The sequence below is a fragment of the Stutzerimonas sp. genome (assembly GCF_982611455.1).
In genome coordinates, this window is sequence record NZ_CEXBBO010000045.1 from 13,230 (window position 1) to 27,002 (window position 13,773).

Annotated in this window: 8 protein-coding genes, 1 tRNA gene and 2 pseudogenes; 9 read left to right on the top strand and 2 right to left on the bottom strand. The window is 61.9% G+C overall.

Annotated features, from left to right (window positions below):
- Positions 1–119 precede the first annotated feature (119 nt).
- Entirely contained in the window at positions 120–824 is a 705-nt protein-coding gene (locus tag AC2LD7_RS19785; protein WP_484599379.1) for a murein L,D-transpeptidase catalytic domain family protein, read from the bottom strand.
- A 231-nt stretch (positions 825–1,055) separates the two neighbouring features.
- Between AC2LD7_RS19785 and AC2LD7_RS19790 the strand changes: the two genes are divergently transcribed.
- The 4 genes and pseudogenes from AC2LD7_RS19790 (at position 1,056) to AC2LD7_RS19805 (ending at position 8,514) form a co-directional block, all read left to right on the top strand.
- A complete protein-coding gene (locus AC2LD7_RS19790; RefSeq protein ID WP_484599380.1) occupies positions 1,056–2,693 on the top strand; it encodes a L,D-transpeptidase family protein in 1,638 nt (545 codons plus the stop codon).
- A 216-nt stretch (positions 2,694–2,909) separates the two neighbouring features.
- Complete coding sequence (locus tag AC2LD7_RS19795) at positions 2,910–7,601, top strand: PAS domain S-box protein (RefSeq protein ID WP_484599381.1); 4,692 nt, start codon at positions 2,910–2,912, stop codon at positions 7,599–7,601.
- A gap of 84 nt (positions 7,602–7,685) precedes the next feature.
- Positions 7,686–7,994 (top strand): DUF2388 domain-containing protein, encoded by a 309-nt coding sequence (locus AC2LD7_RS19800; RefSeq protein ID WP_484599382.1) that lies wholly within the window; start codon positions 7,686–7,688, stop codon positions 7,992–7,994.
- 12 nt (positions 7,995–8,006) lie between these two features.
- Positions 8,007–8,514, top strand: a pseudogene (locus AC2LD7_RS19805) (OsmC family protein).
- 60 nt (positions 8,515–8,574) lie between these two features.
- On the opposite strand, the gene AC2LD7_RS19810 reads toward AC2LD7_RS19805, so the two are convergent.
- Entirely contained in the window at positions 8,575–9,675 is a 1,101-nt protein-coding gene (locus tag AC2LD7_RS19810) for a TRAP transporter substrate-binding protein (protein ID WP_484599383.1), read from the bottom strand.
- A gap of 195 nt (positions 9,676–9,870) precedes the next feature.
- On the opposite strand from AC2LD7_RS19810, the gene AC2LD7_RS19815 reads away from it, so the two are divergent.
- The 5 genes and pseudogenes from AC2LD7_RS19815 to AC2LD7_RS19835 all read left to right on the top strand — a co-directional run.
- Positions 9,871–10,416 (top strand): TRAP transporter small permease subunit, encoded by a 546-nt coding sequence (locus AC2LD7_RS19815; RefSeq protein ID WP_484599384.1) that lies wholly within the window; start codon positions 9,871–9,873, stop codon positions 10,414–10,416.
- On the top strand, positions 10,409–11,785 hold the full coding sequence (locus AC2LD7_RS19820; protein ID WP_484599385.1) for a TRAP transporter large permease: 1,377 nt from the start codon (positions 10,409–10,411) through the stop codon (positions 11,783–11,785). The genes AC2LD7_RS19815 and AC2LD7_RS19820 overlap by 8 nt, the downstream gene beginning before the upstream one ends.
- Before the next feature lie 95 nt (positions 11,786–11,880).
- Positions 11,881–13,110: a methyltransferase gene (locus AC2LD7_RS19825; RefSeq protein WP_484599386.1), complete on the top strand. Its 1,230-nt coding sequence runs from the start codon at positions 11,881–11,883 to the stop codon at positions 13,108–13,110.
- Positions 13,111–13,185: 75 nt separating this feature from the next.
- A tRNA-Thr gene (locus tag AC2LD7_RS19830) sits at positions 13,186–13,261 on the top strand.
- 106 nt (positions 13,262–13,367) lie between these two features.
- Positions 13,368–13,721 (top strand): annotated as a pseudogene (locus AC2LD7_RS19835) (site-specific integrase); the annotation flags it as partial.
- Positions 13,722–13,773 lie beyond the last annotated feature (52 nt).

Below are 13,773 nucleotides of genomic sequence, written 5' to 3' on the forward strand. Positions count from 1 at the left end.
TCAGGCTTCAGGCTAATCAGCGTGATGGCCCTGCGGAGCCATAGCAAGGCTTTCGTCCGCTTTTTCCGCTTTTTCCGCTTTTGCCGCTTTTGCCTGCAGCCTGCAGCCTGCAGCCGCCGTTATATTCCCGCGACCCGCGATGGCTCGCAATTCAGGTATGCCGACGAATTCAGCCATTGCTGGTCCGGATACCAGGAAAACATGAACTGCCCGCCCTTGAGGCTATCGACCACCATGCGCGCCACCTCGGGGCGCACCGCTGGGCAGCCCTGGCTGCGGCCGATACGGCCTTGGGTGGCGATCCAGGCGGGATTCACATAGGCGGCAGGATGAATGACGATCGCCCGTTCGCGGGCCAGATCGTTCACGCCGGGCTCGAGCCCATCCATGCGTAGCGAGTAGCCGTGCTTGCCACTGTAGCTTTCGGCGGTACGGAACAAGCCGATGCTCGATTGATGGCTGCCGATCACATTCGAAAAGCGCGTCGCGAGGTTCTCGCCGGACTTCATTCCGTGCGCGACGAACTCTTTCAGCAACAATCGCCCCTGCTGCAGGTCAAAGATCCAGAGCCGGCGTTCTGAAGACGGCAGGGAAAAATCGATCACCGCCAGCCGCTGTGCCGGGCTGGCACCATTGTTCACGGCGCACTGCATGGCCGCCACGGCATGCGTTAGCACCTTTGGATTCAACGTTGGAGCTACATGGGACAGCTCGTCCACGAGGGGCTGATACGAAGGGCTTGTGTAGGAAGGGCTGGCGGCCAGAAGCGGAGCTGACACAAGCAAGCCTGCCGCGAGACAGAGGCGTCGGAGCGAAACCATCATGTGTTGAAAATACCTCACCGACGCCAATGCCGAACTTCCCTTTCGACCGACGCCCATACTCGCTACCAGGCCCGAACGGGCAGTAGCGAAACAGGTCAGACGGGACCGAAAACGTTCCCACTACGTCTGACAGAACATGTTGTAGGGCCCGAATGGGCCTGGTTTTCCCAGAAGCCGCAGCCGGATCAGCGGCGCAGTCTAGCAGTCGGTGGGATAGCCGGGAGTGAAGCGTTGTACAAAAAACGTGCATTTCGTCTGTTTAGCGTTCTGTTGCTTGCACCCTTGCTGGCAGCCGCGGAACCCGCCCGCGAGCAGCTCGGCCCCATCCGTCATGCGCTGGAGAGTCTGAGCAGCACCTGTGAGAAACCGCTCGCCAACATTGATCAAACCGCTCTGCAACAGCTAACCGAGCTCTATCGCCGGCATCGTTTCGAGGCGCTGTGGACGTCCTACGCGCAGCTCGACCAACTGCTGGCTCAGCTCGACGCGGTGGTCGATGATGGCCTGAACCCGGCGATCTACCATCCCCAGGCCATTCGTCGTGCGATGCAGACCGCCACGACTCAGCCGCTGCATCGCGAGTGCAGCGACATGCTCGCCAGCCATGCTTATCTCCTTGCATTACGGCATCTGGCCCATGGTCGCCTGCCGCAGGATAGCCTCGAACCGGTCTGGCGCAGCGCCGACGCAGCGGCCCGGCAAGAGGCGGACGAGCATTTGCTGGACATTGCCGACGAGGGACTGGAACACCTCGAACAAGCCTTCGCCAAGGCGCGTCCTTCACTCGAGCAGTACCACAACCTGCGCAAGGCCCATGCTCGGCTACGCACCGAGGACCCGCCGCAGTGGCTGCCGATCCCGCCAGGCAAAACCTTGCGCCCAGGCATGTCGGACCCGCGAGTGCCCCTGCTGCGCCAGCGGCTGATCGGCGATGGTTATCTGCCTGACGCCAATCTCCGCCCAGGCGACCCGGAGTCGCTCTACAGTCAATCCATAGAGCATGCACTCATGGCCTTCCAGAGCCGCCATGCGCTGAAGGACGACGGAGTGCTGGGCGTCGACACGCTTGCGGCGCTGAACGCTACGCCAAGCGACCGCCTGAACCAGCTGAAAATCAATCTTGAGCGATTCCGCTGGCTGTCTCGCGATATCGAGGCGCGCTCGCTACTGGTAGATATTGCCGGCGGTCGAGTCATCTACTTCCGCAACAACCGGCCGCAATGGGAGGCGCGAAGCCAGGTCGGTCGGGATACGCGGCAAACCCCGGCGATCAAGTCGAGCGTTACTCGGCTCACGCTCAACCCAACCTGGACCGTGCCGCCGACGATCCAGCGCGAGGACAAGCTGCCGAAGATCCGCGAAAACCTGGACTATCTTGCGCAACAGAACATGCAGGTGCTCGATTACCAGGGCAACCTGCTCGACCCGACGCAGATCGACTGGAGCAACCCCGGCGGCATTCTCCTGCGTCAGGCGGCAGGGCCGGACAACCCGCTCGGCCGTCTGGTCATCCGCTTCGCCAATCCCTACTCGATTTACCTGCACGACACCCCGAGCCAAGGCCTGTTCGCCCGCTCGCAACGGGCCTTCAGCTCCGGCTGCGTCCGGGTCGAATCGGTGATGCAGCTGGTCGACCTGTTGCTCACCGACGATGAACGCGAACGCTTCGCCCGCCTGCTCGAATCAGGCCAGACCCACGAGTTCCGCTTGGCCGAACCGACGCCGGTATTGCTTGCCTACTGGACAGCCGAAGCGGACAGCGCTGGCCAGCCGCGCTATCGTCCGGATGTCTACAGACGTGACCCCGATCTGCTGGCCGCGTTGCAGGCTGCCGATCGGCACCAACTACTTGAAGAACCGCTGCGATGAATGGCGCTCATCGAACACCGATCAGCCAGGACGACAGCCGTTCGCGACCAGACCGGCGGTTCTGGCAGACTGCCCGTAGACCGAGGTCTACTTGCTACAAGTTCCGGCCCAAGTATCTTTCGCAACGACGACAGCCTGCAGATAATTACACCCCGCTACATGCTGGTGCTCCCGCCTGGGACACCCCCTCTTGCCGCCATGGATAGCCGAGCAGAAGTGAACGCCGAAAACAGTGTCAACACATGGAACGAAGGCGACCGACTGGCAGCGCTGGCCCGTTATCGCATTCTCGATACCTCGCCGGACGCGACCTTCGACGATCTGGTGCTGCTCGCGGCGGAGCTGTGTGGCAGCTCCACCGCGAGCATTGTATTCATCGACAAGGAACGCCAGTGGATCAAGGCCTCCGTCGGCATCGACGGTTCGCCTGATCAAGCGCTTTGCGCCCGCGCGATCACCTGCTTGGAACCGCTGGTCATCGAGAACCTCGCCGAAGAGCCGTCCACAGCTGGCCTGTCCGGCTTCTACGCCGCTGTGCCGCTGCGCACCCCGGAAGGCCTGCCGCTCGGCGCCCTGTGCGTGATGGACAACCAGCCGCGGCCATTGTCGGAGCGGCAACTGGCACACCTCCAAGCGCTGGCCCGTCAGGTCATGGCGTTGCTCGAACTGCGCCGCAGCCGTGACCACAACGAGCGCAATCGGCAGATCCTCGACAGCGCGGTGGACTACGCGATTCTCACCACCGACTCGCAAGGCGTCATCACCAGTTGGAATCAGGGCGCCCAGCGAATCCTCGGCTGGCAGCAACAGGAAATCATCGGCCGTCATACCAGCCGGCTGTTCACCGAGGAAGACATCGCCAACGACGTGCCGGAAGGCGAGATGGAAGCGGCGGTACGAGACGGCTCGGCGATCGACGAACGCTGGCATCGCCGCAAGGATGGCAGCCAATTCTGGGCCAGCGGCGTGCTGATGCCACTCAAGAATGAACAGGGTCAACGTCAGGGCTTCGTCAAGATCCTGCGCGACCTGACCGAACGGCTGCATGAGCGAGCAACGGTCCGCGAGGCCGAAGAACGCTACCGTGCGCTGGTGGACCTAAGCCCCCAGGTGATCTGGCAGTGCGACGCTGGCGGTTCGCTGATTTTCTGCAACCGCTACTGGTGCGAGTTCACCGGCCTGTCGGCAGCAGCGTCGGCCGGCATGGGCTGGCTGGCAGCAGTCGCGCAGGATCACCGCGACGCTGTGATGCAGCAATGGCGCGGCGCACTGAAAAGCGGTAAACCCGGCAACTTCGAAGTGCCCCTGCTTGGAGTCGATGGCAACCCTCGCTGGTTCCAGGGCAGTGGCGCACCGGTATACGACTGCGACGGGTTGCTGCTGCATTGGGTGCTGGTCGCGCAGGACATACATGAACGGCGCCGTGCCGAGATCGAGCGGCTCGAGAGCGAGGCGTTTACCCGTCGACTGCTGGATTCGGCGAGCGAGGGTTTCTACTCCATCGATACCGGCGGCCTCGTCACGCTGTGCAATGAGGCGTTCGTCAGGCTGCTCGGCTTTGCCAGCAAGAAGCAGGTACTGGGCCGCCAGCTTCACCCTGTCATTCACCATAGTCATCCGGACGGTTCGCCTTACGCGGAGGAAGACTGCCCGATTCAACGTACCGCCAAGACTGGCGAGCCTGCACACGTCAAGTACGAGCTGTTTTTTCGTCAGGACGGCAGCAGCCTGCCGGTGGAGTACCGGGTCGCACCGCTGTACCGCGACGAGGTGCTGCAAGGTGCAATCTGCACCTTCACCGACATCAGCGAGCGGACCCGCGGCGAAGCGCAGCAGACCTATCTGCTCGAACTCAGCGACCACTTGCAGGACGCTGGCGATCGCATCGAACTGACCGATGTGATGGCCGAGCGGCTAGCCGAGCTGATCGGCGTCGAGGGCATTGCCCGTGGCCATCTCGACGAGCACGACAACCTGATCATCGAACAGCAGTGGCCTCAGGCCGCTAACGCCGATCGGGCCGGACCGTACCCGCTCGGCGGTTGCGCGCAGGCCCTGCGCCTGCGCCTATCGCAAGGCCTCGTCGTGCCCTTCGAAGACCTGCTCGATGAAACCGGCTGCCGCGATAATTGCGACGCGCTGCATGAGCACCTCGGCTATCGCAGCCTGCTATTGGCACCCTTGCTGGAACAGACCGCGGAGTGCACCTTCCTGCTGTTCGCCAGCAGACGACCGCGACCCTGGAGCCAGGCGGATACGGCCCTCGTACGCGAAATGGCCGAGCGCATCCGCGCCGCAGCCGACAGGGCCCGGGCGCGCAAGGCTTTGCTCGAAGCCGAACAACGGGTCAGCCTGGCCAATGAGATAGCATCCATTGGCGTCTGGGAGTACGACCTCGAGCGCAACGCGTTGCATTGGGACGCTCAGCTCAAAGCGCTCGCCGGCCTTGCGCCGAACGAGGCGGAACTCACGATCGACGAATTTCTCGCACGCGTCCATGCAGATGATCGGCGCGCCCTGCTCGATGCCTTCCGCAGCGCCCTCGAAGGCGTCGGTGGTGGCGAGCTGAATCTCGATTATCGCGTCTACGACGAGCGTATCGATCAGTTCCGCTGGCTGACCAACCGCGGCCGCCGGCTGCTCGATCCCAATGGCAAGGTTCGTCTGCTCGGCACCGCGCGGGAAATCACCACCGAGCGCAATGCGGCGCTGAAGCTGCTGCGCATGAACACCCTGCTCGAAGAGCAGATTCATGAACGCCAGCTGACCGAACAACGCCAATCGGCGCTGATGGAACTGGGCGACCTGCTGCGGGGGCAACCGGACAGCATCACCATCGTCACCGCTGCTGTGCGGGCGCTGGGGATGTCCCTGAACGTGACCCGCGCAGCTTTCCTGACGATCGATCCCGGTGGCCAGTACGCCACTGTCGAGCGTTACTGGAGCGACGGCGCGCTGGGTGAGTACAGCGAGCGCATGTGCTTCGCCGAATATGGAGATTTTCTCTACGACCTGCAGAACGACGAACTGGTGGTGGTCGAGGACGTGCTGCACGACACCCGCACCGCCGCGCAGGCCTCGAGCCTTCGGCTGCGACGTGTGCAGAGCCTGGTCTGCGTGCCGTTGCAGGAACAGGGCCGCTTGAGCGCCGCCTTGATCCTGCTGCAGGACCGCCCGCGGCAATGGGCCGAGGAGGATATCTCTTTCATCCGCGAAGTCGCCGACCGCGCCTGGACTGCCGACGAGCGCATGCGCGCCGAACGCGCACTGCGCGCCAGCGAAGAGCAATTCCGTACCCTCGCCGACAACATGAGTCAGTTCGCCTGGATGGCCGACCCAGCGGGCCGCATCTACTGGTACAACAAACGCTGGTACGACTACACCGGCACCACGCTGGAAGCCATGCGCGCCTTGGGCTGGCGGTCGGTGCATCACCCCGATCATCACGTGCGGGTCAGCGCATCGATGAAGCGCGCCGTGGCCATCGGTTCGATCTGGGAGGAAACCTTCCCGCTGCGTGGCAAGGACGGCCAGTACCGCTGGTTCCTTTCGCGCGCCCTGCCCATTCGCGACGACTTCGGCCAAGTCACCCACTGGTTCGGCACCAACACCGACATCACCGCTCAGGTGGCGGCCGAAGAGGCGCTACGCGAGCTGAACGACAACCTCGAACGACGCGTCGCCGAGCGCACGCGCGAGCTGGCGGAGATCAACCACCTGCTGCACCTGGAAATGGGTGAGCGCGAGCGTGCCGAGGATACGCTGCGTCATGCGCAGAAGATGGAAGCCATCGGCCAGCTCACCGGTGGCCTGGCGCACGATTTCAACAACATGCTGACCGGCGTACTGGGCGCGCTCGATCTGATCCAGCGCCGTGTCGCCAGCGGTCGTGTGAACGATCTCGGCCGCTATGTCGATGCCGCCACCAGCTCGGCCAACCGTGCCGCATCCCTGACCCACCGCCTGCTGGCCTTCGCCCGTCGCCAATCGCTGGACGCGAAGCCGGTGGACGTCAACCAATTGGTACAGTCGATGGAGGAAATGCTGCGCCGTACCATGGCCGAACACATCCAATTCGAGACCCGCCTGCAACCGAAACCCTGGCTGGCCTATACCGACGCTCACCAGCTGGAAAACGCCCTGCTCAATCTGGTGATCAATGCCCGCGACGCGATGAGCGACGGCGGTCGGCTGATCATTCAAACCGGCTGCGTACGGATCAACAGCTCACAACCCGACAGCCCCGAGCCGGGCGATTACGTCACCCTCAGCGTGGCGGACACGGGCTCCGGCATGCCGGCGGAAGTGGTCGCCAAGGCCTTCGACCCGTTCTTCACCACCAAACCCATCGGTCAGGGCACCGGTCTCGGGCTGTCGATGGTCTACGGCTTTGTCAAACAGACCGGTGGCCACGTGCGCATCGACAGTACGCTCGGCCAGGGCACGCTGATCACTTTGTTGTTACCGCGTAATCAGACACAGCCGGAACAGCTCGATGAGCACGAAAGTTCCGAGTTGACGGCACAGGGCGCGCAGGCCAACGAAACCGTGCTGGTGGTGGAAGATGAAGCCGCGGTGCGCATGCTCGTGGTCGAGGTGCTGGCGGAACTCGGCTATCAAGTGCTCGAAGCAGTGGACGGCGACACTGCGCTGCCCTATCTGCAGAGCGGCAGGCGTATCGATTTGCTAGTCAGCGACATCGGCCTGCCGGGCATGAACGGCCGTCAACTGGCGGAAATCGCCCGTCAGCACCGGCCGGAACTGAGGGTGCTGTTCATCTCTGGTTACGCGCCGAACGCCGAGGTTCGCGGTGAGTTCCTCGCACCCGGCATGGACATGCTCGCCAAGCCATTCAGCATCGACATGCTTGGCGCCAAGGTTCGCCAGTTGATCGAGCGCAGCGGATAGCGTTCGCCGAGGAACTCTGCTGATCGCTCGGTACTCTTCTAATGGACGATCAAGTTAGAAAGCGATCAAGCGGAGACACCGATCATGCGCAGATTAATACTGGCAACCGTTGCGTTGAGCTGTATTCCCTTTGGCACGGTGATGGCGGACGACGGCTTCGTCCGGCAGATTCTTTCCTCGGGAGCGACCACCGCTTCGACTTACATGACCTTTCGCGACGACAAGCTGGTCGCGGCCGCGCGCGAGGACGCCGGCAGCTTCGTGGCCAGCGATGGCGCCATCCGCGGCCCCTACCTCGAAGCCATGCTCCTGAAAGTACGCAGCGAGCAGCCGCAGCTCCACGCCAGCGACATGGACCTGGCGAGCGCCCTTCTCGCAGCCGAACACCAGTAGCCACCGAAGCGAATTGGCTGGCAAACGGCCGCGCTACCGCGACCATTCACGCGTCGGACAACCCGCCGCTCATTCGAAGAATCTGGAGGAACCCATGAAGAAAACCGCATCCGCCGTCTGGCAAGGCGACTTGAAAAACGGTAAAGGCACCATCAGCACCCAAAGCGGCGCGCTTAAGGACAATCCCTACGGCTTCAATACCCGCTTCGAAGGCGCACCCGGGACCAACCCTGAAGAGCTGATCGGCGCGGCTCACGCCGGTTGTTTCTCGATGGCGCTGTCGATGATGCTCGGCCAGGCCGGTCTTACCGCCGAGCGCATCGACACCAGCGCGGAGGTCACGTTGGACAAAGATGGCGAAGGCTTTTCGATCACTGCGATCGCGTTGACCCTGAAGGCCAAGGTCCCAGGCGCAGACGATAACCAGTTCCAGCAGATCGCCAATCAGGCAAAGGAAGGTTGCCCGGTATCGAAGGTACTCAATGCGCAAATCAGCCTGAGCGCAACTTTGGAAAGTTGATCCGCAGAATAAAAAACGCCGCCCGGTTGGGCGGCGTTTTTATTTTACGTCTCGCGCAAATCAGCCGCGAATGTTGTAGATGTCTTTCTCGTTCAGCTCGGCGTACTCGTACAGACGGTTGAGATAGGCGCTCTGCTGCTCCCAGACCTTGCTCGCGACCGGATCGGCAGCGGCGGACGCGTCGACCACTTCGGCAGCCACTTCCTTCAAACGCGCTAGCACCTCGTCCGGCAGACGGCGAACTTCAACACCCTGTTCGCGCAGTTGCTCCATCGCTTCCATGTTCTTGGCGTTGTAGTCGTCGAGCATGTCGCCGTTGACGGCGCGGGCAGCGGCACGAACGATCGCCTTGAGGTCTTCCGGCAGGGTTTCCCAGGCCTTGAGGTTGACGTCCAGTTCGAAGGTAACGTTCGGCTCCTGCCAGCCCGGCGTGTAGTAGTACTTCGATGCCTTGTGCAGACCCAGGGCCAGATCGTTGTACGGACCGATCCACTCGGTGGCGTCGATGGCGCCGGTCTGTAGCGCGGTGAAGATTTCACCGGCGGGCATGTTGACCACGGTGCCGCCCATCTTGGTCAGCACTTCGCCGCCCAGGCCTGGAGTACGCATCTTCAGGCCTTCGAAATCCTGAACCGAATTGATTTCCTTGTTGAACCAGCCAGCAGTCTGCACGCCGGTCGCTCCGCAAGCCATCGGCAGAACGCCGTACGGCTTGTAAACCTCTTCCCAAAGCTCCATGCCACCGCCGTAATGCAGCCAGGCGTTCATTTCCTGGGCGTTGGGGCCGAACGGCAGCGCGCAGAAAAATTGCGCAGCGGGAACCTTGCCCTTCCAGTAATACGGCGCGCCGTGACCCATCTCGGCGGTGCCACGAGATACCGCATCGAACACTTCCAACGCCGGCACCAGTTCGCCAGCAGCATAGACTTTGACCGTCAGACGGCCAGCGCTCATCTCATTGACCCGTTTGGCAAAATTCTCAGCGCCGACGCCCACGCCCGGGAAGTTCTTCGGCCAGGAGGTGACCATCTTCCAGGTGAATTTTTCGGCGCTTGCACTGCCTTCAGACTTGGCAGCGGTTTCGGTTTCCTTGTTGCAACCAGCCAGTGCGGTAGCGGCCAGGCCAACGCCAGCGGCGGCCAGAATTTGACGACGTTTCATGCATAACTCCTTGTTGTTGTAATGCTGAATACCGGAACCCCGAATTCAGGTAGTTCTAGCTATCATATGGCTATCTATCACTCAAGCACCGTGACTACGTACAAAGACTACGTACGTAGTACTGCCGGTTGCGACGCCAGCGTGCAGCCGCCTAGAATCGCGGGCCGTCTGGGCCATAACAATAAAGGATCTGCCATGTTGAAACACGCCCCTCCCTTGCTCGGTGTCGCACACCTTATCGATGCTGCGAATGCCCGCTTCGGTCAGGCCTGCGCCTGGCTGACCATGTTTCTGGTCCTCGGCACCGCCCTGGTAGTAGTGCTGCGCTATGGTTTCGGCATCGGCGCAACCGCACTTCAGGAGGCCGTTCTCTACGCTCACGCGCTGGTCTTCATGGGTGCCGCCGCCTGGGTCCTGCAACGCAACGGCCACGTTCGCGTCGACATTTTCTACCAGCGTTTCAGCGCTCGCTACCAGGCATTGGTCGAAGTACTCGGCACGCTGCTGTTTCTGCTCCCGGTCTGCCTCTTTCTCAGCTGGGCCAGCTGGGATTACGTCAGCAATTCCTGGGCGACGCTGGAGGCTTCCAGCGAAACGGGTGGTCTGAAGTTCGTTTTCGTACAGAAAAGCATCATCCTGGTTCTGGTTTTTACTCTGGCGCTGCAAGGCATTTCTGAAATCATCAAGGCTGCCTACATCGTTGCCGGACGCCTGCCGGAGCCGGAGGTGACGCATGGCTGAGTTGATGGCGATTCTGCTATTCGTCGGTATCTGCGCGGCCTTGATGGCTGGCTATCCGGTGGCCTTTACGCTGGGTGGCGTCTCGCTGCTGTTCGCCGGTATTGGCATGCTCACCGGCACGTTCGACGGCGGTTTCCTGAGCGCATTGCCAAATCGCCTGTTCGGCATCATGAACAACCAGACGATGCTGGCGGTGCCATTGTTCGTGTTCATGGGCGTGATGCTGGAAAAAAGCCGGGTGGCCGAGGATCTGCTCGAATCCATGTCGCGGCTGTTTGGCACCCTGCGCGGCGGCTTGGCGATTTCCGTTTGTGTGGTCGGCGCACTGCTCGCCGCCAGCACCGGCATCGTCGGCGCCACCGTGGTGACCATGGGCCTGCTGGCGTTACCAACCATGCTTCGCCGCGGCTACGACCCGGCAATTTCCACCGGTACGCTCGCCGCTACCGGCACGCTGGGTCAGATCATTCCGCCTTCGATCGTCCTGGTTCTACTGGGTGACGTGATGTCCAGCGCCTATCAACAGGCGCAGCTGAAGATGGGCATCTTCTCGCCGAAGACCGTATCGGTTGGCGACCTTTTTGTCGGTGCCTTCCTCCCCGGCTTACTGCTGGTCGGCATGTACATTCTCTACATCATCGGCGTGGCGATCTTTCAGCCGAAGAAACTGCCGGCACTGCCACAGGAAGAGCTTGGGCCGATCGAGTGGGGCAAACTGATCAATGCGCTGGTACCGCCGCTGCTGTTGATCAGCGCCGTACTCGGCTCGATCCTCGCCGGTTACGCCACGCCCACCGAAGCCGCTGCGCTGGGTGCGCTCGGCGCGATGCTTCTGGCCTTCTACAAGGGCAAGCTGAACTTCGGCCAGCTGCGCGAAGTGGCCTACGGCACGACCGAAATCAGCGCCATGGTGTTCCTGATCCTGATTGGCGCCTCGCTGTTTTCGCTGGTGTTCCGCGGCTTCGGTGGCGAAGTGCTGATCGAAGACGTCTTCGCCCAACTGCCAGGTGGCGTTCTTGGCGCCTTCTTCCTGGTCATGCTGGTGATCTTCCTGCTCGGCTTCATCCTCGACTTCATCGAGATCACCTTCGTCGTGGTGCCGATCGTTGGGCCGGTGCTGCTGGCGATGGGGTTGGATCCGGTGTGGCTCGGCGTAATGATCGCGCTGAATCTGCAGACCTCGTTCCTCACGCCACCCTTCGGTTTCGCCCTGTTCTACTTGCGCGGCGTGACACCGAAATCGGTGCCCACCAGCACCATCTACAAAGGCGTGATTCCCTTCATCCTGATCCAGCTCCTGCTGCTGGTGATCGCCTATCAGTTCCCCGGACTGGTCACTTGGCTACCGGAACAGATTTACGGTAAATAGCAGCACGCAGACGCCCGTTTCGACGGGCGTCTCGCTTTTCGGCCAGCGGTTTCGGCGCAATCATAGGGGCCGAAATCGCCAATCGAAGATCTTCAATGTCCGCCAACGCCTTCAACTACTCGCAACTCGCCGAACGCTTCCGGCAGCTCGACGCGTTTCTGTTGCGGCATCAGGCACTGTGGCGACCGCGACCCTTCACTCATATGCAACTACCTTGGGAAGCGGATCATCCGCAGCTGGCTCGATGGCTGCGCAGCCGTTCGCTGGACCACGCCGAAGCCGCCCATAACCATCCCGCCGCACTCTTAGCGCCTGCTCCGTTCCCGGAACTGGCCGAGCAAGCGATGGCACTCAGTCGCGTAGACCAACTGCCCACGCTGCGAAACCCGCGCACCGATGCCCGCCAGGCTGTGGACGTACCCGGACGCAAATGGTCGCAGATTCAGGCGTTCGGCTCGGCGCTCGCTTTCAGTGAACGCCCGCAGCACTGGCTGGACTGGTGCGCCGGCAAAGGCCATCTGGGTCGCCAACTGGCCGCGCTCGGAGGAACTCTAACCTGCCTGGAGTGGGACCCTGCGCTGGTCGAGGCGGGTGCCCGCTTGAGTCAGCGGTTAGGGATCGAGGCGAATCATCGCCAGCAGGATGTGATGAGCGATGCGGTGGCGCAGCATTTGGACTCATCACATACGCCAGTTGCCCTGCATGCGTGTGGCGATCTGCATGTGCGCCTGCTTCGGCTCGGTATCGAGCAGGGCTGCCGGCAGCTCGCGGTCGCGCCGTGCTGCTATAACCGCATTCAGGACGACAGCTACCAGGCGCTATCCGACGTCGCGCGCCGCTCATCGCTTACCTTATCGCGAGATGATCTCGGCCTGCCGCTCAGCGAAACGGTCACCGCCGGCGCCCGCGAGCGCCGCCAACGCGACCACTCGATGGCCTGGCGCCTGGCCTTCGATCTGCTGCAACGGGCACTGCGCGGGGAAGATAGCTATCTACCCACGCCGTCGCTCCCCAGCGCCTGGCTGAAGAAAGGCTTCGAGCAATACTGCCGCGATCTCGCCACGCTCAAAGGCCTCCCCTCGCCGCAAAACGAGGCATGGTCCCAGCTCGAACAACGTGGCTGGCAGCGCCTCGCCGAGGTGCGCAACCTTGAGTTGCTGCGCGGCCTGTTCCGCCGACCACTGGAGTTGTGGCTGCTGCTCGACCGCGCACTGCTGCTAGCCGAGAACGGCTACGCGGTGCGTCTGGGCACCTTCTGCCCGCCGGAATTGACCCCACGTAACCTGCTATTGATTGCCGAGCTCGACGCTCACGCTACGGGTTGATGAAAGTCATGCAAGCAACTGGCAACAAACAGTTTACTCGCCGCGAGCAATGGCTATAATGGCGCCCATCTTTTAGCCGGTATAGCTCAGCTGGTAGAGCAACTGACTTGTAATCAGTAGGTCCCGGGTTCGACTCCTGGTGCCGGCACCATACAAACCAAGCCTTTACGGGCGTTAGAATTTCGTGACCCCGTAATCAGATGTTCCCGAGGTACAGTTTCGGTACAGTCCCGTACCGAGTACACCTCGGAGAACGTATGGCAACCCTCGTAAAAACCCCCTCTGGTACCTGGAAAGCAGTCATCCGCAAGACTGGCTGGCCAACCTGCTCCAAGTCCTTTCGAACCAAGCGTGATGCCGAAGACTGGGCACGCCGCACTGAAGACGAGATGGTGCGTGGCGTCTATATCGAACGCAGCAGCTCGGAGCGCACGACGCTTGAGAAGGCTCTCAACCGCTACCTCGCGGAGGTCTCACCGACCAAAGCCCCCAAGACCGCCAAATCTGAAGCCGGTAGCGCAAAGATACTGATACCTCGCCTTGGCAAATACTCGCTGGCCGCTCTGTCTGCGGACATCTTGGCTGACTACCGAGACTCCCGGCTAGCTGAGTGTTGGCGCTGATGGAAAATTGACCCACCTTGCCGATTGAAATTTGACCCAG

Excerpts from the sequence above, each read along its gene's own strand:
- AC2LD7_RS19785 (WP_484599379.1), bottom strand. The coding sequence starts at position 824 with ATGATGGTTTCGCTCCGACGCCTCTGTCTCGCGGCAGGCTTGCTTGTG.
- AC2LD7_RS19800 (WP_484599382.1), top strand. The coding sequence starts at position 7,686 with ATGCGCAGATTAATACTGGCAACCGTTGCGTTGAGCTGTATTCCCTTT.
- AC2LD7_RS19810 (WP_484599383.1), bottom strand. The coding sequence starts at position 9,675 with ATGAAACGTCGTCAAATTCTGGCCGCCGCTGGCGTTGGCCTGGCCGCT.
- AC2LD7_RS19815 (WP_484599384.1), top strand. The coding sequence starts at position 9,871 with ATGTTGAAACACGCCCCTCCCTTGCTCGGTGTCGCACACCTTATCGAT.
- AC2LD7_RS19820 (WP_484599385.1), top strand. The coding sequence starts at position 10,409 with ATGGCTGAGTTGATGGCGATTCTGCTATTCGTCGGTATCTGCGCGGCC.
- AC2LD7_RS19825 (WP_484599386.1), top strand. The coding sequence starts at position 11,881 with ATGTCCGCCAACGCCTTCAACTACTCGCAACTCGCCGAACGCTTCCGG.